Origin of the sequence: Salarchaeum japonicum, assembly GCF_020614395.1 — an archaeon.
In the GTDB taxonomy this organism is placed as follows: Archaea; Halobacteriota; Halobacteria; order Halobacteriales; family Halobacteriaceae; genus Salarchaeum; species Salarchaeum japonicum.
The window spans coordinates 1,131,867-1,150,432 of sequence record NZ_CP085324.1; the positions used below are offsets into that span (position 1 = coordinate 1,131,867).

Sequence of the window (18,566 nt, forward strand, 5' to 3'; positions counted from 1 at the left end):
CGGTTTCTCCCGGATTCAGTAACGCCTATATACTTTTAGGCTAGCCTAAAAATATGGCACGCGACTTCGACGCGCGCACCGACGCGACGCGCAGAGACTACCTCAAGACCGGTACCGGCCTCCTCGCCGCCGGCCTCGTCGCCGGCTGTTCGAGCGACAGCGGCGACGACACGACCGCAACGACCACCACCGAGGGAACGACGGGCACGACCACCGAGAACACCACCGCCTCGGAGTTCCCGTACACCGTCTCGATGGCTCCGATGGGCGACGTGGAGTTCGAGGCGGTTCCGGAGACCATCTTCACCCGCCTCACTCACCTCGCGGGGATGGCGTTCGCGCTCGGCCGCGGGAACGACGTGAACGCGATGCACGCCCCCGCCTACTACGACGCGCTCTGGAACCAGTTCACGCCCCGCCTCCCCGGCGTCGAACTCGACTGGACTGGTCTCTACTCGTCGTGGAACGTCACCAAGGAGAAGCTCTACAGCCTCGACAGCGACGTCCACCTCGCCGACCCCGCCAGCGTCCTCGCCCTCGATTCGTGGGACATGGCGGACATCGAGGAGATAGCGACCAACATCAGCCCGTGGTTCGGGAATCACTACAGCCACCGCCACACCGAGCCGCCCGCGGCGTACGCCGACAGCTACGAGTACTACACGCTCTGGGAGCAGTTCGAGAAGGTCTCCCAGGTATTCCGGGACGAAGCGAAGTACGAAGCGCTCGCGGAAATCCACGCCGACGTGCTCGACCGCATCGAGACCGACCTCCCCGACGGCGACCGACCGAGCGTCGTCATGGGCGGGTTCAGCGACCCGAGCGCGCCCTACGTCTACAACGTCGATACGCCCGGCTTCCTCACCGCACACATCCGTCCGCTCGACCCCGTGGACGCGTTCGGGGACGACGTGGCGTCCGGCTCCCGCGTGGACATGGAGGCGCTCGCGGAAGCCGACCCCGACGTCATCCTCGTCTTCGGCGGCCTCCACCCCAGCTACAGCATGGGCGACATCCGCGCCGCGCTCGAAGACGACCCGGTCGCCCAGACCATCACCGCCGTGCAGGACGGCCGCATCTACCCGCAGGGCGGCCGCTACCAGGGCCCGATTCTGAACCTCTTCCAGCTCGAAATGACGGCGAAACAGCTCTATCCCGACGCGTACGGCGCGTGGCCCGAGTACACCGAGGGCCCGTACCCCGACCTCCCCAGCGAGGAGCAGTTCTTCGACCGCCAGCGCGTCGCGGACATCATCAACGGAGACTTCGAGGCGTGAGCGACCCCGAGACGGCACCACCGAGAGACGTCGTCGTGGTCGGCGGCGGGCCCGCGGGCTGTTCAGCGGCGGTGTTCACCGCGCGGTACGGCCTCAGCACGATCGTGTTCGACCGGGGACGGTCGTCGCTCCAGCGGTGTGCGTACCTCGAAAACTACCCCGGTTTCCCCGCGGGAATCGACGTCGGGACGTTCTACGACCTCATTCACGACCACGTCGAGGAAGCGGGCGCAGACCTCGTCTCGGATATGGTGGTGTCGGTCGACCGCGCCGCCGATGGCGAGTTCGTCGTCGAGCGACAGGAGGGAGACGCCGTTCGCGCGCGCCGCGTCGTCGCCGCGACCAGGTCCGACGCGGACTACCTTCGGTCGCTCACGGGAGACGGGGCGTTCGTGGAGCACACGCACGACGGCGAGACCCACGAGCACTTCGACCCCGAGTACGCCGACCCGGACGGGCGCACCCCAGTCGAGGGCCTGTACGTCGCGTCGCCCGCGGGCGAGCAGGACGTGCAGGTCGTCGTGGCGGCCGGCCAGGGAGCGCACGTCGCCCGCACAGTTCTCGGGGACGTGCGTCGCGAACGCGGCTATCCCGAGATGGTCGCGTCCCACTACGACTGGCGGCGCCGCGACGCCGAACTAACCGGGGAGTGGCGAGAGCGCGACCGCTGGCGCGAACTGTTCGCCGAGCGCGCGCCGGACGACCTCGACCTCGCGGACGACCGCGTCGTCGAACTGCGAGAGCGCGAAATCGATCGCCGGCTCGACGCCTACCTCGACGATGAAGAAGTCACGGCCCGAACCGAACGCGGACAGGACCGCCTGCTGGAGCACATCGACGACGAGCGCATTCTCGCCGCCGCCCGCGAAATCGAGGCCGAGCGCGCGGACGAGACGCCCTGACACCGCGACGACCGAAGAACCTATAGTGTTTTAGGCTAGCCTAAAACTATGTCCGGCGACGACATACACACCGAACGAACCCGGCGAGACTACTTGAAGTACGGCGGCGCGATTGTCGGTGGCGGCCTGCTCGCCGGCTGTAGCGGGCAGTCGGATTCGGAGTCCCCGTCGACACACACGACCACCGACGACCCGGTAACTGCGACGGATACCACCACGTCGGAAGACGAGCGCTACTCGGTGACGATGGCACCGGCGGGAGAGGTAGCGTTCGAGCAACCGCCGGAGAGTGTGTTCACCATTCTCGTCCATCACACGGACATGGTCGTCGCGCTCGGGCACGGCGACGCGCTCAACGCCATGTACAGCCCGTCGAACTTCGAGGGGAACTACGAGAAGATTCTCGAACGGCTCGACGGCGTGTCAGTCGACTGGTCGGGTCTCTACAACTCCTGGAACCCGGACAAGGAAACCCTCTACGAGCTCGATAGCGACATCCACCTGGCTGACCCGGCGTACGTCTCGACGATGGACGCCTGGGATACCGCGGACGTCGAGGAAGTCCGGACGGAGATCGCGCCGTGGTTCGGAAACGCGCTCAGTCGGAACCACACCCAGCCACCGGACGACTGGGCGGATCGGTATCAGTACTACACGCTCTGGGAGATATTCAACAACGTAGCGCGGGTCTTCCAGGAGGAGGAACGATACAGCGCGCTCGCTGACGTTAAATCCGGGCTCGATTCGACGATCAGTTCCAGCATCCCGGCCAGCGGTGAGCGGCCGCGAACGGCGCGGATTATGACGGCCCCGGAGCTGGATACTATCTGGACGTTCCACATGAACGGCCCGGGGTTCATCCGGTCGCACACGCGTCCGTTCGGGGTCACGGACGTCTTCTCCGATATCCCGGAGGCGACCACAATCGACCTGGAGGCGCTCCTGGAAGCCGACCCGGACGTCATTCTCGTCGAGAACGCTTTCGCGCGGAGCGAGGAGTGGCGGACAGTGAAGGAAACCTTCCACAGCGACCCGGTCGCACGGGAGATTCAAGCGGTGACAAACGACCGCGTCTATCCGCTCAGCGCCCGATACGGCGGGCCGATCATGAACCTCTTCCAGTTGGAGATGGTCGCGAAAGAACTCTATCCCGAGCAGTTCGGGGAGTGGCCGGACTACGACGGGGGCCCGTATCCCGACTTCGATACGTCTGAACAGCTGTTCGACCGCCAGCGCGTTGCGGACATCATCAACGGAGACTTCGAATAATGACTGACACGAGCGACACGACGCGATACGACGCACCGACCCGGCGGGACTACGTGAAGTACGGCGGCGCGCTCGCGACCGGCGGCCTGCTCGCCGGCTGTTCGAGCGACGACGCGACACCTGAACCGACGACCGGAACGACCGACGGGACGACCGACGACACGGAGACGACGACGGCGGATTCGTCGTACTCGGTGACGATGGCTCCCGTGGGCGAGGTCGAGTTCGACGCGGTGCCTGAGCGCGTCCTCCCCTACTATCCGATATCGGCGGGTGCGACCATCGCGCTCGGGCACGGGGACGCTATCACCGGCATCGGGTACGACAAACAGCTGTTCGGGAACACCGTGGACTACTACTACGACGCCCTCGACGGCGTCTCCTTCGAGTGGGAGTCCCTCGGGCGGGTGACGCCGAGCGGCGAACCCGGGACGCTCGACACCGAGCTGTTCTACGAGCTCGACAACGACGTGCACTTCTTCGACCCGTGTCTCCTCCGCAGTAGCTCCTTCGGGTGGAGCGAGGCCGACATCGAGGCGATCGCGACCGACGTCGGCCCCTGGTTCGGGAACTACTACAGCCGGACGAACGCGACCCCGCCGGCGTGCGAGGGCGACTACGAGCACTACACGCTCTGGGAGTACATCGGGAAACTCGCGGACGTCCTCCAGGAACGCGAGCGGTACGCGGCGCTCAAGGCCGTTCGGGACGACCTCGTCGCGACCATCGAGCGCGGGCTTCCGCCCGCCGAGGAGCGGCCGTCGCTCGCCATCGTCGCGTACTCCGGCGGGACGTTCTGGCCGTACGACTTCACGCAGGACGGCTACCTGTGGAATCACGTCCGGCCGTTCGGCGCGACGAACGCGTTCACGACCACCGAGGGCGGCCCCGGGTCGGACGGCGCGTACGACTACGAGGGACTCATCGAGGCCGAACCCGCTGTCGTCCTCCGGTACTGGGGGACGGCGCTCGGGGACACCTTCATTCAGGCCCGGGAGGAGGTGTTGAACGACCCGCTCGCGGCGGAGGTGCCGGCGTTCCGCGACGGCCGCTACTACCCGTCCGGGCACGGCATGCAGGGGCCCGTGATGAACCTCTTCCAGTTGGAGATGACCGCCAAGCAACTCTATCCCGACCAGTTCGGCGCGTGGCCGGGCTACGGCGACGGCGAGCGCTATCCCGAGATTCCCGAAGACGAGCGGTTGTTCGACCGCGACGAGGTCGCGGCCATCGTCACGGGCGACGCCGCGTAGGGTCGGCGGAAACCCGAACGCTTTTTGCTTTAGGGTTGCCTAAACCGGGGTAATGCCTGACACACGCCGCGCGACGCAGAACCGCGCCGACGCCCGCGCCGACCCCGTGGAGGGTGACGCGGACGCGCGGCCGACCCTGAACTGTCGCGAAATCAGCGCCGGCCGCCGCGTGTTCGTCGAACCCGGGAACGGCGACCGCTGGCTCGCCACCGACAGTGCCGTCGAACTCAGCGACTACCGCTAAAAACCGGGTTACGGCTGGCGGACGAGCGTGTCGTCCGCGAGGAACTTCTCGATGTCGTGCGCGTCCGCCTCGATAGTCTCGATGTGGTCGCGCAACACGTCCGACGTCGCTTCGTCACCCAGGTCGTCCGCGAGCGTGATGTGGTCGCGGAACTGCACCGCGAGCGTCGCGTACCCGTCGAGGTCGTTCGAGAGCGACGACCGGAGGTCGTACACGTCGCCCGCCTCGATGCGGAGCGGCGCGTGCTCCCGGATACCCTTCGGGCCGTTCACGGGCACGCCGCCGAGCGCGACGACGCGGATGGCGAGTTCGTCCGTCAGTTCCGCGAGCCGGTCGGCCGCGTCTTCGAGGAACTCCACGACCTGGCCGACATCCCGGCCGCGGAGCGTCCAGTACTGCTTGCGGAGTTGGTTGAACAGGATGTACAGCCCGGAGAGGTCGTCGTTCAGGGCGTCCACCAGCCGCTCGGTCGCGGCGGTGTCGAGGCGGAGCGCGTTCTCCCCGACCGTCCCCCACTCCTGGCGGAGCGCGTCCTCGCCGGGGTGCCGGAGGTGGGGCGCGCTCATCGCGACACCTCCACGAGCGTGTCGTCCGCGAGCAGTTCCTCGACCTCGTGCGCCTCCGCTTCGAGGGCTTCCAGTTCGTCCTGCAGGAGTTCGACGGTCGCCTCGTCGCCCACGTCCTTCGCGAGCGTCACGTGGTCGCGCATGCTCGCGGCGAGCGTCGCGTACGCCTCCAGGTCGCCGTCGAGGGACGCGCGGAGGTCGAAGCGGTGTTCGGCCTCCAGGTGCACGGGCGAGCACTCCTGAATCTGGGGCGGTGTGCTCGCCGGGACGCCGCCGAGTTCGGTGATGCGTTCCGCGAGGGCGTCGTTCAGGTCGCGCGCCCGCTCGTAGCCGTCTTCGAGCACGTCCGCGACCTGTTCGTGTTCCGCGCCGGCGGCCATCCAGTAGTGCTTGCGCAGGAGGTAGAAGAGGTTGAACGCGCCGGCGTGGTCGGCGTTCAACGCTTCCACGACGTGCGCCGCGTCGTCGCGGTCGAGGCGGAGCGGGTTCTCCTCGACCGTCCCCCACTCCTGCTGGACGGTCGCGCCGTCGAGCGGCTGGACGAGACGACCCGTTTGCGGGTTCGACATCGTTAGTTCGTGCGGACGAGCGTGTCGTCTTCGAGGTAGTGGTCGACCTCGTGCGCGGCGTCTTCGAGGTCTTCGAGGATGCCACGGAGGAGTTCGCTGGTCGCGTAGTCCTCCAGGTCTTCCGCGAGGCCGACGTGTTCGCGCACGGTCTCGATGATGTCGCCGTACATCTCGCGGTCGTGTTCGAGCGAGGTGCGGATGTCGTAGACGTCCTCGCCCTCGAACTCGACGGGCGCGTGGGCTTCGAGGTTCGCGGGGCCGCTGACGGGGACGCCGCCGAGCGCCTGCGCGCGTTCGGCGAGTTCGTCCGCGGCGTCCTCCGCTTCCTCCGCGCGCTCGCCGAGGAACTCGTGGAGGTCGTTGAACTCCGCGCCCTCGACGTTCCAGTGGTGCTTGCGGAGCTGGTGGTAGAGGACGTACGTCGCGGCGAGGTCGACGTTCAGCGCTTCGATTATCTGCTCGGCCTTCGCGGTCTCGATGCGGACGGCGTTCTCCTCGACGGTTCCGGCTGCTCGACGAACGGTTTCCTGAGTGCTCATTGCGTTCGTACACACGTGCGGAACCGACTTAACTGTTTTCCCCAAGAAGAACTATTTTTTCGGCACACCGAATTTAGGTTTCCCGAAAATGTAAAATCGGGGGCGTGCCGTGAACTACCAGACAGAGAGAGAACACGTCTCACGGAGTCGGGTTTCGACGCGGAGAACGGACTACCGCTGGATGCAGTAGTGGCAGGCGGCCGGCGTGGTGAGACAGATCTTGTACTCGGTCTCGACCGGACCGGAGCCGTCGTCGCTCTCGACGATGGAGTCCCACTTCGGAAAGAGGAGGTCGGCGGGTTCGTCGCACGCGAAACAGGTCGCCATCGACGTGACCGTCTCCGGGGTCAGCCACTCGTCCTCGCAGTCGAGGCAGAGACTCCCCGCCACCGTCCCGGATCGCCGCCCCACGGCGATCCGGTCGTAGTCGGCTGCGCGTCCGCAGCGATAACACTCCATGGTGATAGCGCACTCTCGTGCGACTCCGGTCTAGGCCATCACGGACACCCGTATTAGTATTTGGTCAGAAATAGAACTATTCCGCTGGGGCGTCGGTACGGTCGTTCAGAGGGCGCGAAACACGCGAATCGTGTCGCGGGACGTCGGTTCGCAGAGGAGTTGCGCCGCCCCGCGGTCGGAGAACACGCGCTTCCAGTCGCGGTGGTAGAGCGGGAAGTCGTCGTTCACGTAACTCACGTCCTGGTCGCCCGCGGTCGGGTTGTTCCCCTCGTTCTCGGCGGTGGCGAGCAGGTCGTCCGTCACGCGCACGACCTCCTCGAACACCCAGTCGTCCTCGGGGTGGACGTGCTGGAGGGTCTCCACGCTGTACACCGCGTCGAACTCGCCATCCTCGAACTCGGGGAGGACGTCTTCGAGCGCGCCCGCGTGGAACGTTCCGGCGTCGTGGAGGCGCGGGAAGTGCTCGGCCATCACGTCGAACGACTCGGCGTTGATGTCGATGCCGTGGAGGTTCTCGAACCCCTGCTCGCGGAGGTGCGCGAGGTGGCGGCCCGACCCGCAACCGAGTTCGAGAATCGCGGCGTCGTCCGCCAGGTAGTGACTGAACGCGTCGGCGAGCGTCTCGCTCACGTCGTTCGGGCCGAGGTGCGCGTAGTACTCCGGCGAGAACTCCCCGGAGCGCTCCGCCCAGTCCTCGCGAACGTCGTCCGGGTGCATACACCGGTAGACGGCCGTCCGTCGTTTATACCCCGCGACTCGGCTCCCAGTCGGGTTCTATCGGCTTGCGGGCACTTTTCGCAGGGGATGCGAAGAGAAAAGTTACGTATCGACGTACGCTGGGTTATGTCCGAACCTCGGCACGCAAAACTCGACAGGTACCTCCGCGACCGGGCGGGCGACGCCTACCGCACGGCGTTCCGGTACGACGCCGACGGGTGGGAGCCGATTCACGTCCGCGAGGACTTGGCGACGCGCGAGCTACACACGCTCCTCCCGGAGCTCGTGGAGCGAGTGCGGGGGACGCGAGCGTGGGTGTCCGAGGAGGAGTACGAGCGGTTCGGTGGGACGACGGCGACGATGGAAATCCACGAGGAGGGCGTGCTCCTCCACGTCCCGGACGGCGAGAACGCGGGCGTGCTGGTGTCGCTCGACGTGGACGCCGCGCGGAGCCTCGTCGGGTTCGTCGCGGAGTGCGAGGCGAAACTCCACGAGCGATGAAACCCTTATACGCGCTGAGTCCCAAGCCCTGATATGAGCTACGACGCCGTCGTGTTCGACAACGACGGGGTTCTCGTCGGTCGGACGAGTTACAACGTGCTGCGCGAAGCCGCGGAAACCACCTTCAAGCAGTTCGGTGTGACCGACCCCGACCCCGAACACATCGAGACGATGGCCGCGGGCGTCGACCCCTCGGACATCGATGAGATCTGTAACGCGTACGACCTGAACCCCCACCAACTCTGGGAGATTCGCGACCGGGCGGGAACGCTCGCGCAACGCACCGAAGTCCACGAGGGCCGCAAGACCCTCTACGACGACCTGCACGTGTTGGACGACCTCGACCTCGATTACGGGGTCGTGAGTTCGAACCAGCAGGCGACCGTCGAGTTCGTGCTCGACCACTACGGCGTCTCCGACCGGTTCGGCGCGGTGTACGGCCGCGAGCCGACGCTGGAGAGCCTGCGTCGCCGGAAGCCGAACCCCTACTACCTGCATCGCGCGCTGGAGGACTTGGGGACGACGAACGCGCTGTTCGTCGGGGACAATGAGTCCGACATCCACGCGGCGAACAACGCCGGCATCGACTCGGCGTTCATCCGGCGGCCGCACCGCGAGGACTGGTACCTGAACGTGGAGCCGACCCACGACATCGACGGGCTGGACGACCTGCACGACATCTGCGCGCCCTGACGGTCGCCCCCCTTTTTCGCCCCCGTTGTGCTAATAGTTACCACGCGCCAAAGATATATGGTGGTGGGGACGAATGTCAGGAACGTTCGGGTGAGAAACCGTGTCTGTAACACAACGCGCCGGCCGCTGGACGCTCGGGGAGAAGACGGATGGAGTATTCATCGTGAAGAAGGGCGGACAGTACGAGGCGAAGATACTCACTGATCGCTACGACCCCGAGCCCGAAGAAGACGAACGCAGCGTCCTCAGCACGCTCATTGAGGTTCAGGACTCGCGGGCGGCGCGGGAGGCGTTCCACGAATACGTCCGCACGGAGTCGCGGTTAGTGCCGAGTCGCGAGTAACGCCACAACGGTTTTTTGACTCGCGGCGATACCCCGGGATATGTCGGACTTCGATACCTACGAGTGCGACACGTGTGGTGGCGAGTTCAAAGCGTACCCGGACTCGAACGCCGCGAACGCAGGGTTCTGCAGTCCGCGCTGTCAGACGAGTTAGTTCTGCGGGCTGTAGTTCGGCGCTTCGTCCGTAATCATCACGTCGTGCGGGTGGCCCTCGGTCTGTCCGGCCTGGGAGACCCGCACGAACTCCGCGCGCTCCTTGTAAGCCGGGATGGTCTCCGCGCCGACGTACCCCATGCCGGACTGGATACCGCCGACGAGCTGGTGGAGTTCGGACGCGACACTGCCCTTGTAGGGCGTGGCGGCCTCGACGCCCTCGGGGACGAACTCCTCGTCCTCCTGTTCTTCCTTGAGGTAGCGCTCGCCGCCGCCGGACTGCATCGCGCCGACCGACCCCATTCCGCGGTACTGCTTGTACTTCTTGCCGTCCACGGTGATGACGCGACCGGGGGCTTCGTCCGTGCCGGCGAAGTAGGAGCCGAGCATCACCGCATCCGCGCCCGCGGCGATGGCCTTCGCGGCGTCGCCGGAGTACCGGATGCCGCCGTCCGCGATGACGGGCACGTCGTACTCGGCGGCCACGTCCGCGACCTCCGCGACGGCGGTAATCTGGGGCATTCCCGCGCCCGTGACGACGCGCGTCGTACAGATGGAACCGGGGCCGATACCGACCTTGATGCCGTCCGCGAAGTCCACGACTTCCTCGGCGGCCTCCTTCGTCCCGACGTTTCCGACGACCACGTCCGCGTCGATGGTCTCGCGAATCTCGCGGGCAGAGTCGATGACGTTGAGGTTGTGCGCGTGCGCGCAGTCGATGAAGACGACGTCCGCGCCAGCCTCGTCGGCGGTTTCCGCGCGCTCCACGTCGAACGGTCCGACGGCGACGCCGACGACGAGTTCGCCGTTCTCGTCGCGCGCGGCGTCGTCGTGCTCGCGGCGTTCGAGGATGCTCTGCATCGTGACGAGCCCGTCGAGTTTGCCGTCCTCGACGATGGGGATGCGTTCGACCTTGTGGTCGTACATCAGGTCGAGCGCCTCGCGCGCCTCGACGTCGGGACCGGCGGTGATGACTTCGTCGGTCATCGCCTCCTCCACGAGGTCGTCCTCGTTCACGCCGAGGTAGGGCCGGATGTCCGTGTTCGAGATGATGCCGAGGACTTCGTCGTCGTCGTCCACGACGGGTGCGCCGCTCACGCCCTCGTGCGCCATCATCGCGTCCACGTCACTGATGGTCTGTTCGGGGCGCGCGGTGACCACGTCCTCGCGGCGGATGACGAGTTCGTCCGCGCGCTTCACGCGCTCGATTTCGGCCGCCATCTCCTCCGCGTCCATGTTCTGGTGGAGGACGCCGAGGCCGCCCTCGCGGGCGAGCGCGATGGCGAGGTCGCTCTCGGTGACGGTGTCCATCGCCGCGGAGAGCACGGGCGCGTTGAGTTCCACGTTCTTGGAGACGCGCGTGGAGACGTCGGCCTCATCGGGTTCGACGCGGCTCTCCTTCGGGCGGAGAAGGACGTCGTCGAAGGTCAGCGCTTCCGGTACCTGGAGTTTCTCGGAGAAATGTCCGTCGCTGGAATCGTCTCGCGCCATGTAAATCGCACACGTTCGTGGGGGAAAAGCGTTCCGAGACGCCCGACGATGTGCACCACAGTGCCACACGCCCGGTCGGCGTTGACGCGCCCGCAACAGCCGCGAGAGTGAACGATTGTCGGAATATGGGATTTCCGGCCCACGAACCCACGCCATAGTTTAAAAAAGCGCGAAACTATCATCGGCGCGTGTCGGCGTTTCTCACACAATACTTATGCGTTCGTCTCGAATACCCGGACGTATGGACTCCCACAGTCCCAGCATCGCGCGCACCGCCGGCAACCACGCCCTCCCCTCCGGCATCCAGACACTCGTGTGCGCGAAATTCGGGACAACGGGATCGAAATTCGACTGGCAGCCCGCCGGTCGAGACGGCGCGTCGCGGTCGTCGCGTCCCCGCTACCACCGGACGGCCCCCGGTCACGGCCATCATCCCTGATGAGTAGCTCACGCCACCCAATCGCGCTCCGCCTGGAGCGGCAGGTCGGCGGCGCGACCCGCCTCCTCGCGACTGTGATGCTCCTCCCGCTCGTCGACGGCATCTTCCCCGCGCTCGTGCTCGCGGGCGCGCTCGACACGTGGACGGGCGTCCTCCAGGTCGGCCTGCTCGTCTTCGGCGGGAGCGCCACCGTCGCCGTCATCCTCGCCGAACTCGAAACCGACGTTCGGAAGCAAGCGCGCGCCGTTCTCACCGTCGGCGTCCCGCTCGTCGCGCTCGCCGTCGTCGAAGCCGCGCTCGCACCGACCATCGAGAGCCTGCTCAACATCCACGTCTTCGAGCGGTTCGCCGGCCTCGTCATCCTCGCCATCGCCGCGAAGACCGCGAGCGCCACCATCGGCGAGTACCTCCCCAGCCCCGGCGTCATCGTCGGCCTCGGATTCGTCGCCGCCGTCAGCCTCGGCGACGTGACGCTCTCCGTCCAAACGAACCCCACGCTCATGCTGCACGCCGCCGCCGCCGGACTGGTCGCCGTCCTGTTCGCGCTCGGCGTCGTGTTCGCCCAGCCCTACCTCTACCGCCTCATCGACATCGACCGCTTCCGGTTCGGCTCCGCGGTCGCGCTCGCGACGCTCGCGCTCAGCCTGTTCGTCCCCGCGACCATCCCCCCGGAAGCCCCAATCGTCGTCTTCGCCGTCGCCGGCGTGCTCGCCATCGACCCCGACGCCGCCGACGAACTCGCGCACGGCGACGCGTCCGCGAGCCAGCCCGCCGCCACGGACGGCGGCGACGACGACGAGGAGTCCGGCCGCGCCTACCCCGGAGAAGACGCCGGCGAGGAACGCGCGCCCTGGCTGTAACGGAGGCCTTAGGGCGCTCCGCGCGCTCCCCCCGAGTATGTCCGAGAACCGCGTCGTCCAAGGCCGCATGGTCACCCCGAAGAAACTCGCCGAACTCGTCGAAGGCGACTCCGTGATGGAAGCCGAAGCCATCGAAGACGCCGACCGCGACTGCCCCGACTGCGGCGGCGACGTCATCTCCGTCACCTACATGCCCTCCGTCACCGAGCTCGTCACCGGCTACAAGTGCCAGGACTGCGACTGGCGCGAACGCACCGACGCGTGACCGGGGTGCTCGCGTGGAGCGGCGGCAAGGACGCGACGCTCGCCCTCCACCGACTCATCGAAGCCGGCGACCCGCCGGTCGAACTCTACACCACCGGCAGCCGGGAGACCGACCGCACCAGCATGCACGGCGTCCGCTGGCGACTGATTCGCGACCAAGCCGACGCGCTCGGCTTCGACCTCCGCCGCGTCGACATCCCCACGGACGCCGACAACGACACCTACGAAGCCACCATTCGCGACCTCCTCGACGACTACGCGGAACGCGGCGTCACCGAAGTCGCGTACGCCGACCTCTACCTCGAAGACATCCGCGACTACCGCGAACGCCTCCTCGCCAGCACACCGCTCGCCGGCCGCTGGCCGCTCTGGGGCGAACCCACGAACGCCCTCGCCCGCGAATTCATCGACCTCGGCTACCGCGCCACCGTCGTCTGCGTCACCGACGACCTCGGCCCCGACTTCCTCGGCCGCACCTACGACCACAGCCTCCTCGACGACCTCCCAGATGGCGTCGACCCCTGCGGCGAAAACGGCGAATTCCACACCTTCGTCCACGACGGCCCCCACTTCCAGCACGCCCTCGACATCGCCCACGGCGACACCGTCACCCGCACCCTCGACGACACCACCCACCACTACCTCGACCTCACCTGAATCGAAACCCATTTACTTAGAATCCTCCAACGAACGAGTGCACGGGGCTGTGGCCAAGCCAGGCATGGCGACTGACTCCAGAGGCCACGCGCCCGGGACGAAATTCCAGACTGGTATACCGAGCGACCGACTGATCATCGGCTCGCGACGACGACCCTCTGGAGTTCCGAGGCGCACCGGAGATATCAGTCGATCGGGGGTTCAAATCCCTCCGGCCCCATTCTTCCAATTCACTGATAACTTCTCAGAGTAGTGGCGACGCCGCTCCGTCGTAGGTGGGCGGATTCGATACTTCCGCGAGTTTTGCGTCGAGACTGGTTCGGTGTCGTTCGCGAGTTCAGTAGTCGGCGGGCCCGGTTTTGTCGCCGTTCTCGTCGTATTCGTAGAAGCCGGTGCCGGTCTTCTTGCCGAGGTCGCCGGCCCGGACTTTGCGTTTGAGTATCTGCGGGGGTTTGAAGCGTTCGCCGAGTTCGTCGCGGAGGCTTTCGGCGATGTCGAGGCGGACGTCGAGGCCGACGAGGTCGGTGAGTTCGAGGGGGCCCATGGGGTGGTTGTAGCCCTCGCGCATGCCGGCGTCGATGTCGCCGGGGCTGGCGACGCCTTCTTCGACCATGCGGGCGGCTTCGAGGCCGAGCGCGACGCCGAGGCGGGAGGTGGCGAACCCGGGGGTGTCGCGGACGACGACGGCTTCCTTCCCGATGTCCTCGACGTAGTCGGTGGCGAACGCCTCGATGTCCTCGCTTGTCTGCTCCGCGACGACGACTTCCACGAGGTTCATCAGGTGTGGGGGGTTGAAGAAGTGGAGGCCGATGGCGCGGCTGGGGTCGTCGAGGGCGCTCGCGAGTTCGGTGACGGGGAGGCTGGACGTGTTGGAGCCGAGGACGGCGTCCGCGGGCGCGGCGGACTCGATGTCCGTGAACACGTCCTGCTTGAGTTCCATGTCCTCCGGGACGGCTTCGACGACGAGGTCGGCGTCCGCGACGGCGTCGTCGAGGTCGACGATGCCGTCGATGCGGGCGAGCGCGGCGTCCCGCTCGCTCTCGCTGACTTTCCCGCGTTCGACGCCCTCCGCGAGCGTGTCCTCGATGCCGTCGATGCCGGCTTCGACGCGGTCTGCGTCGATGTCGCGGACGACCACGTCGTGGCCCGCCATCGCCGATACCTGTGCGATTCCGCTCCCCATCTGTCCCGCGCCGACGACCGTTACGTGCATGGCGTGGAGTGCGGGCGACGGTCACGAAAGCCGTTCGGTTCCGGGGAGAGCGAGATTTTATACGTCGCGGCTTCCTCGCTCTCGTGTATGGATTCACGTACGGTCGAGCGCGTGCGGTCGTGGGAGTCGGTGTCCGTCACCGACGGCTACCGCGGCCTGCACGGGCTCGCTGACCGAGAGTTCTCGGGTGCCGTCGTGGCGGACGACACGTGGCTGTTCATGTTGAACGGCCGCGTCGTGGGGGTGTTCGAGGGGAGTATCGAGGACGTCGAGGACGCCTCGCTGGACGTCTACGAGGCACCGCATCTCTCGCTGCCGCTGTTGTTCGCGATGCAGGAACGCGGCGGGGAGACGCAGGCGACCTACTACACGAACGACACGCCGCTCTCGGAGACGGACGCGACGCTCGCGGACGCGGGGTTCACGGGCTACGTCGAACTCTCCGAGAACGTGCTCTCCGGCGACTACTACACGGCCTACTACGGCGGCCGGTCGCTGAGCGCGGCGTTCGTCGGGTCGAGCGAGGAGCTCGTCACCGGCGACGAGGCGTTCGAGCGCGCGGACGACGAGGTCGGGCTCTACGAGGTCGTGAAGGTCGATATCGACGTGACCGACGTGCCCGAACCCGCGGAACCCGAACCGGAAGACGAGTCTGACGTCGCGGTCGCCGGCGGAGCGGCGGACGAGACGGAGACCGCCGAGCCGACGCCCGACGCCGCGGCGGACGTGGACGCCGCGGACGAACCCGAGAACCCAGTCCAGGACGCCGATACGGACGACGCGGCGGTCGAGCCTGACGCGTCCGCGGAGCGCGCGGTGAAGACGCCGGAGGAACCGACTGCGGACGCGACCGCCGACGAGCCGACCGCCGACGAACCGGCGATTTCGGAGGCTGAAGCGGACGCGAGCGCGGAGGCGTCGGCCGACGCGGACGCGGCGTCCGAGCCCGAGCAGACCGCGGACAGGGAGCGCGACCCGCCGGCGGAGCGGCCGTCACCGGAGCGCCCGGAGTCCGAGGGCGTGGCGGAGTCGCCGTCGGCGCGCGCGGTGGACGACACCGCCGCGGAGGACGGCGTGTTCTCGGAGGAGGCCGAGTGGCGGGAGACGACGACCGTTCCCTCCCTCGACCCGGAGAAAGCGGCGTCACGGCCGAGTTCGGGCGCGTCGTCGGGCGCGACCGCGTCCCAGCGCACCGAGCGGAAGGCGGCACAGCAGACGGTCGCGCGGCGCTCCCAGTCGAACCGGCAGTCCGCGTCGGCGTCGTCCGAGCAGGTGGCGACGCTGAAGGAGGCGGTCGCGGCGCGCGAGGAACGCATCGAGGAACTCGAATCGCGCGCGGCGGACGCCGAGAGCGAGGCGGAGGAACTCCGGACGGAAGTCGCGGAACTCCGCGACGAACGCGACGCGCTCCGGAACGAAATCGAGGAACTGCGCGCCGACCTCGAAACCGCGCGCGAACGCGCCGAAACCGCGAACGCGAGCGCGACCGAGGACGCCGCGCCGTCCGACCGGACGCCCGCGGAGGCGCTCGCCGGCACGAACCTCTTCGTCCGATACGGGTCGAAGGCCGACCCGACCCTGGACGCCGTCGCGAACGGCGACGCGAGCGCGGAGGCCGTGAACGCGAACCTGCGGCTCGAACACCACACGCAGTTCGACGCCAGCGAGACGACCGTGAACGGCGACCCCTTCGACGACTTCCTCGAAGGCACGGCCGCCTACCGGTTCGTCTCCTGGGTCGTCCGCGACCTCCCCTACGAACTCCTCGACACCGGCCGAACGAATGGCCTGGCGGACGTGTTCGACGCGCTTCCCGACATCGACCGCGCCGAACTCGACGGCACCATCTCCGTCCGGGACGAGGAGGGCGAGGAACTGCGCTCGACGTTCGACGTGGTGCTCCGCGACCGCATGGGCAACCCCCTGCTGGTCGCCGAACTCAACCCCGAACGCGACCCCGTGACGGGCGACGAGATGACCGGTCTCGTGGAGAACGCAGAAGTCGTCGCGGACGCGCAGGACACGCTCGGCGGCGCGTTCTACGTCACCGCGTCCTTCTTCGAACCGGACGCCCTGGAGGCGGCGAAGGACGCGACGGACGGCGGCGGGTTCCTCTCACGCAGTGACAAGGAGAGTTACGTCAAAGTCGCTCGGAAGTCGGGCTTCCACCTCTGTCTGGTCGAGGACAGAAACGAGACGTTCCACGTGACGGTTCCCGAACTCTAAACTTCGGCTTCCTCGGTGTCGATTTTCATCGATTCGAGCTTCCCGATGATTTCGTCCACTTTGTCGTCGAGTTCCTCGACGAACTCCTCCGTCCGCTCGGTGGTAATCGCGCCCTGGCTGGACGCCTCGATGAGGTCTTCCTCTTCGAGCACGCGAAGGCTGTACCGCACCTTGTGGTGGGGGTAGCCGGTCTCGTTCGACATCTTCACGATGCCGATGGGTTCGCGTTCGAGAACCATCCGGAGGACTTGGAGGTGGCGTTCGAGCATGTCGACTTCCTTCTCAAGGCGGTCTATCATGGCATTTGTTAACTTGTCTTTGCGGAGTTTAAAGGTTACTCTCCGCGAACGCCCGCCCTCTCTCAATTCGAACGCTTCGATACGCCCCAGTATAACCGTTTTGGGCGCTCCGCGTGGCGTTGGTAGGACGTGCGCACAACTACGCCGTCACGGATTCAGTCCGGCACGAACGTGCGCATTTTCGGCGTCGAATCCGTAATCTGTTTACCCGGGGCGCGGAACTGTTCGACCATGACCGTCACCATCGTCGGCGCCCAACTGGGCGACGAAGGGAAGGGCGGCGTCGTCGACATCTTCGGCGACGCCGTCGACGTCGTCGCGCGCTACCAGGGCGGCGACAACGCAGGCCACACCGTCGTCCACGAGGGCGACGAGTACAAGCTCTCGCTCGTCCCGTCCGGTGCCGTCCGCGGGAAGACCGGCGTCCTCGGGAACGGCTGCGTCGTCAACCCCCGCACGCTGTTCGACGAACTCGACGCGCTCCGCGAGCGCGGCCTCGACCCCGACGTTCGCGTCGCCAAGCGCGCGCACGTCATCCTCCCCTACCACCGCGTCCTCGACGGCATCGAGGAGGAAGCGAAGAGCGAGGACGACCAGGAAGTCGGCACCACGGGCCGCGGCATCGGCCCGACCTACGAGGACAAGGCCGGCCGCCGCGGCGTCCGCGTCGGCGACCTCCTCGACCCCGACGTGCTCCGCGACCGCCTCGAATACGTCGTCCCCCAGAAGCGCGCCATCGTCGAGAACGTCTACGGCCTCGACGTAACCGACCTCGACGACCCCGACGCGTTCGACGTGGACGCGCTCCACGACGAGTACACCGCGGTCGGCGAGCGCCTCGCGGAGAACGACATGGCCGTGAACGCGGGCGAGTTCCTCGCGAGCGCCATCGACGACGGCGAGAACGTGATGATGGAGGGCGCGCAGGGCACCATCATCGACATCGACCACGGCAACTACCCCTACGTCACGTCCTCCAACCCCACCGCGGGCGGCGCGGCGACCGGCACCGGCCTCAGCCCCGGCGTCGTCGGGACAGGCGAAGTCGTGGGCATCGTCAAGAGCTACCTCACCCGGGTCGGGAGCGGCCCGATGCCCACCGAACTCGGCGGCGTCGAGGGCGACACGCCCGGCTACGACGAACAGGGCGCGGGCGAAAACGAGGAACTCGCGACCTACATCCGCGAGGAGGGCGGCGAGTACGGCACCGTCACCGGCCGCCCGCGCCGCGTCGCCTGGCTCGACATGCCGATGCTCCGGCACGCCGCGCGCGCGAACGGCTTCACGGGCTTCGTCCTCAACCACCTCGACGTGCTCGCCGGCCTGGACGAAGTCGCGGTCGGGCACGCCTACGAACTCGACGGCGACGTGCTGGAGACGATGCCCGCCACGACCGAGGAGTGGGCGCGCTGCGAGCCCGTCTACGAGACGTTCGACGGCTGGCCCGAGGTCGACTGGGAGACCGTCGCGAGCGAGGGCTACGACGCCCTTCCCGCGAACGCTCAGACCTACGTCGAGTACGTCGAGGAGGAACTCGGCGCGCCCGCGTACGCCATCGGCGTCGGCCCCGGCCGCGAGGAAACCGTCGTCCGCCACGACCCCTTCCAGTAGTCGGCCCATACTTTTCTGAAC

The 18,566-nt window shown here is 67.2% G+C and carries 21 protein-coding genes and 1 tRNA gene; 14 read left to right on the forward strand and 8 right to left on the reverse strand.

Annotated elements, in window-relative coordinates; all coding sequences use genetic code 11:
• Positions 1–53 precede the first annotated feature (53 nt).
• From LI334_RS06475 to LI334_RS06495, 5 genes are read left to right on the forward strand one after another with little or no spacing between them, the layout of a single operon-like run.
• Entirely contained in the window at positions 54–1,277 is a 1,224-nt protein-coding gene (locus LI334_RS06475) for an ABC transporter substrate-binding protein (protein WP_227259578.1), read from the forward strand.
• The gene (locus LI334_RS06480; RefSeq protein WP_227259579.1) at positions 1,274–2,179 is read left to right on the forward strand and encodes an FAD-dependent oxidoreductase; all 906 of its coding nucleotides are present in this window, start codon (positions 1,274–1,276) and stop codon (positions 2,177–2,179) included. The genes LI334_RS06475 and LI334_RS06480 overlap by 4 nt, the downstream gene beginning before the upstream one ends.
• Before the next feature lie 48 nt (positions 2,180–2,227).
• On the forward strand, positions 2,228–3,448 hold the full coding sequence (locus tag LI334_RS06485; protein WP_227259580.1) for an ABC transporter substrate-binding protein: 1,221 nt from the start codon (positions 2,228–2,230) through the stop codon (positions 3,446–3,448).
• Positions 3,448–4,701 carry an ABC transporter substrate-binding protein gene (locus LI334_RS06490; protein WP_227259581.1) on the forward strand — a complete coding sequence of 418 codons (1,254 nt, stop codon included), beginning with the start codon at positions 3,448–3,450 and terminating at the stop codon, positions 4,699–4,701. The genes LI334_RS06485 and LI334_RS06490 overlap by 1 nt, the downstream gene beginning before the upstream one ends.
• A 52-nt stretch (positions 4,702–4,753) precedes the next feature.
• Entirely contained in the window at positions 4,754–4,945 is a 192-nt protein-coding gene (locus tag LI334_RS06495; protein ID WP_227259582.1) for a hypothetical protein, read from the forward strand.
• A gap of 8 nt (positions 4,946–4,953) precedes the next feature.
• Here LI334_RS06495 and dpsA (LI334_RS06500) read toward each other — a convergent pair whose 3' ends face one another.
• The 5 genes from dpsA (LI334_RS06500) to LI334_RS06520 form a co-directional block, all read right to left on the reverse strand.
• A complete protein-coding gene (gene dpsA, locus LI334_RS06500; protein WP_227259583.1) occupies positions 4,954–5,511 on the reverse strand; it encodes a DNA starvation/stationary phase protection protein DpsA in 558 nt (185 codons plus the stop codon).
• The gene (dpsA, locus tag LI334_RS06505) at positions 5,508–6,080 is read right to left on the reverse strand and encodes a DNA starvation/stationary phase protection protein DpsA (RefSeq protein WP_227259584.1); all 573 of its coding nucleotides are present in this window, start codon (positions 6,078–6,080) and stop codon (positions 5,508–5,510) included. Before dpsA (LI334_RS06505) ends, dpsA (LI334_RS06500) begins: the two co-directional genes overlap by 4 nt.
• A gap of 2 nt (positions 6,081–6,082) precedes the next feature.
• Positions 6,083–6,619 carry a DNA starvation/stationary phase protection protein DpsA gene (gene dpsA / locus LI334_RS06510; RefSeq protein WP_227259585.1) on the reverse strand — a complete coding sequence of 179 codons (537 nt, stop codon included), beginning with the start codon at positions 6,617–6,619 and terminating at the stop codon, positions 6,083–6,085.
• Positions 6,620–6,790: 171 nt separating this feature from the next.
• On the reverse strand, positions 6,791–7,030 hold the full coding sequence (locus LI334_RS06515) for a hypothetical protein (RefSeq protein ID WP_227259586.1): 240 nt from the start codon (positions 7,028–7,030) through the stop codon (positions 6,791–6,793).
• 153 nt (positions 7,031–7,183) lie between these two features.
• Entirely contained in the window at positions 7,184–7,795 is a 612-nt protein-coding gene (locus tag LI334_RS06520) for a class I SAM-dependent methyltransferase (protein ID WP_227259587.1), read from the reverse strand.
• Between the two features lie 126 nt (positions 7,796–7,921).
• On the opposite strand from LI334_RS06520, the gene LI334_RS06525 reads away from it, so the two are divergent.
• From LI334_RS06525 to LI334_RS06535, 3 genes are all read left to right on the forward strand, one after another.
• Positions 7,922–8,296, forward strand: a complete 375-nt coding sequence (locus tag LI334_RS06525) for a hypothetical protein (RefSeq protein ID WP_227259588.1) — start codon at positions 7,922–7,924, stop codon at positions 8,294–8,296.
• A gap of 33 nt (positions 8,297–8,329) precedes the next feature.
• A complete protein-coding gene (locus tag LI334_RS06530) occupies positions 8,330–8,989 on the forward strand; it encodes an HAD family hydrolase (protein ID WP_145847636.1) in 660 nt (219 codons plus the stop codon).
• A 100-nt stretch (positions 8,990–9,089) separates the two neighbouring features.
• On the forward strand, positions 9,090–9,332 hold the full coding sequence (locus tag LI334_RS06535) for a hypothetical protein (protein ID WP_227259589.1): 243 nt from the start codon (positions 9,090–9,092) through the stop codon (positions 9,330–9,332).
• Between the two features lie 150 nt (positions 9,333–9,482).
• Here the strand turns inward: LI334_RS06535 and guaB are convergent, their stop codons facing one another.
• Positions 9,483–10,976, reverse strand: a complete 1,494-nt coding sequence (gene guaB / locus LI334_RS06540) for an IMP dehydrogenase (protein WP_227259590.1) — start codon at positions 10,974–10,976, stop codon at positions 9,483–9,485.
• 438 nt (positions 10,977–11,414) lie between these two features.
• Here guaB and LI334_RS06545 point away from each other — a divergent pair, with 438 nt between their 5' ends.
• The 4 genes from LI334_RS06545 to LI334_RS06560 all read left to right on the forward strand — a co-directional run bounded on the left by LI334_RS06545 (position 11,415) and on the right by LI334_RS06560 (position 13,416).
• A complete protein-coding gene (locus LI334_RS06545) occupies positions 11,415–12,275 on the forward strand; it encodes a DUF5794 domain-containing protein (RefSeq protein WP_227259591.1) in 861 nt (286 codons plus the stop codon).
• Between the two features lie 37 nt (positions 12,276–12,312).
• A complete protein-coding gene (locus tag LI334_RS06550; RefSeq protein WP_227259592.1) occupies positions 12,313–12,540 on the forward strand; it encodes a DUF5795 family protein in 228 nt (75 codons plus the stop codon).
• Positions 12,537–13,196 (forward strand): adenine nucleotide alpha hydrolase, encoded by a 660-nt coding sequence (locus LI334_RS06555; RefSeq protein ID WP_227259593.1) that lies wholly within the window; start codon positions 12,537–12,539, stop codon positions 13,194–13,196. The genes LI334_RS06550 and LI334_RS06555 overlap by 4 nt, the downstream gene beginning before the upstream one ends.
• Positions 13,197–13,239: 43 nt before the next feature.
• Positions 13,240–13,416, forward strand: a tRNA-Trp gene (locus tag LI334_RS06560).
• A 117-nt stretch (positions 13,417–13,533) separates the two neighbouring features.
• Here the strand turns inward: LI334_RS06560 and LI334_RS06565 are convergent.
• Positions 13,534–14,409 (reverse strand): 3-hydroxyacyl-CoA dehydrogenase family protein, encoded by an 876-nt coding sequence (locus tag LI334_RS06565; protein ID WP_227259594.1) that lies wholly within the window; start codon positions 14,407–14,409, stop codon positions 13,534–13,536.
• Between the two features lie 87 nt (positions 14,410–14,496).
• Here LI334_RS06565 and LI334_RS06570 point away from each other — a divergent pair, with 87 nt between their 5' ends.
• Positions 14,497–16,635 carry a DUF7527 domain-containing protein gene (locus tag LI334_RS06570; protein WP_227259595.1) on the forward strand — a complete coding sequence of 713 codons (2,139 nt, stop codon included), beginning with the start codon at positions 14,497–14,499 and terminating at the stop codon, positions 16,633–16,635.
• On the opposite strand, the gene LI334_RS06575 is transcribed toward LI334_RS06570, so the two are convergent.
• Positions 16,632–16,934, reverse strand: a complete 303-nt coding sequence (locus LI334_RS06575) for a hypothetical protein (RefSeq protein ID WP_227259596.1) — start codon at positions 16,932–16,934, stop codon at positions 16,632–16,634. The two genes, LI334_RS06570 and LI334_RS06575, sit on opposite strands and share 4 nt — an antisense overlap.
• A gap of 231 nt (positions 16,935–17,165) precedes the next feature.
• On the opposite strand from LI334_RS06575, the gene LI334_RS06580 reads away from it, so the two are divergent.
• A complete protein-coding gene (locus tag LI334_RS06580; protein ID WP_227259597.1) occupies positions 17,166–18,545 on the forward strand; it encodes an adenylosuccinate synthase in 1,380 nt (459 codons plus the stop codon).
• Positions 18,546–18,566 lie beyond the last annotated feature (21 nt).

What these genes read in the sequence shown, in the direction of transcription:
- LI334_RS06475 (WP_227259578.1), top strand. Translation starts at nt 54, where the DNA reads ATGGCACGCGACTTCGACGCGCGCACCGACGCGACGCGCAGAGACTAC.
- LI334_RS06485 (WP_227259580.1), top strand. Translation starts at nt 2,228, where the DNA reads ATGTCCGGCGACGACATACACACCGAACGAACCCGGCGAGACTACTTG.
- LI334_RS06490 (WP_227259581.1), top strand. Translation starts at nt 3,448, where the DNA reads ATGACTGACACGAGCGACACGACGCGATACGACGCACCGACCCGGCGG.
- LI334_RS06495 (WP_227259582.1), top strand. Translation starts at nt 4,754, where the DNA reads ATGCCTGACACACGCCGCGCGACGCAGAACCGCGCCGACGCCCGCGCC.
- dpsA (WP_227259583.1), bottom strand. Translation starts at nt 5,511, where the DNA reads ATGAGCGCGCCCCACCTCCGGCACCCCGGCGAGGACGCGCTCCGCCAG.
- dpsA (WP_227259584.1), bottom strand. Translation starts at nt 6,080, where the DNA reads ATGTCGAACCCGCAAACGGGTCGTCTCGTCCAGCCGCTCGACGGCGCG.
- dpsA (WP_227259585.1), bottom strand. Translation starts at nt 6,619, where the DNA reads ATGAGCACTCAGGAAACCGTTCGTCGAGCAGCCGGAACCGTCGAGGAG.
- LI334_RS06520 (WP_227259587.1), bottom strand. Translation starts at nt 7,795, where the DNA reads ATGCACCCGGACGACGTTCGCGAGGACTGGGCGGAGCGCTCCGGGGAG.
- LI334_RS06525 (WP_227259588.1), top strand. Translation starts at nt 7,922, where the DNA reads ATGTCCGAACCTCGGCACGCAAAACTCGACAGGTACCTCCGCGACCGG.
- LI334_RS06530 (WP_145847636.1), top strand. Translation starts at nt 8,330, where the DNA reads ATGAGCTACGACGCCGTCGTGTTCGACAACGACGGGGTTCTCGTCGGT.
- guaB (WP_227259590.1), bottom strand. Translation starts at nt 10,976, where the DNA reads ATGGCGCGAGACGATTCCAGCGACGGACATTTCTCCGAGAAACTCCAG.
- LI334_RS06545 (WP_227259591.1), top strand. Translation starts at nt 11,415, where the DNA reads ATGAGTAGCTCACGCCACCCAATCGCGCTCCGCCTGGAGCGGCAGGTC.
- LI334_RS06550 (WP_227259592.1), top strand. Translation starts at nt 12,313, where the DNA reads ATGTCCGAGAACCGCGTCGTCCAAGGCCGCATGGTCACCCCGAAGAAA.
- LI334_RS06565 (WP_227259594.1), bottom strand. Translation starts at nt 14,409, where the DNA reads ATGCACGTAACGGTCGTCGGCGCGGGACAGATGGGGAGCGGAATCGCA.
- LI334_RS06570 (WP_227259595.1), top strand. Translation starts at nt 14,497, where the DNA reads ATGGATTCACGTACGGTCGAGCGCGTGCGGTCGTGGGAGTCGGTGTCC.
- LI334_RS06575 (WP_227259596.1), bottom strand. Translation starts at nt 16,934, where the DNA reads ATGATAGACCGCCTTGAGAAGGAAGTCGACATGCTCGAACGCCACCTC.
- LI334_RS06580 (WP_227259597.1), top strand. Translation starts at nt 17,166, where the DNA reads ATGACCGTCACCATCGTCGGCGCCCAACTGGGCGACGAAGGGAAGGGC.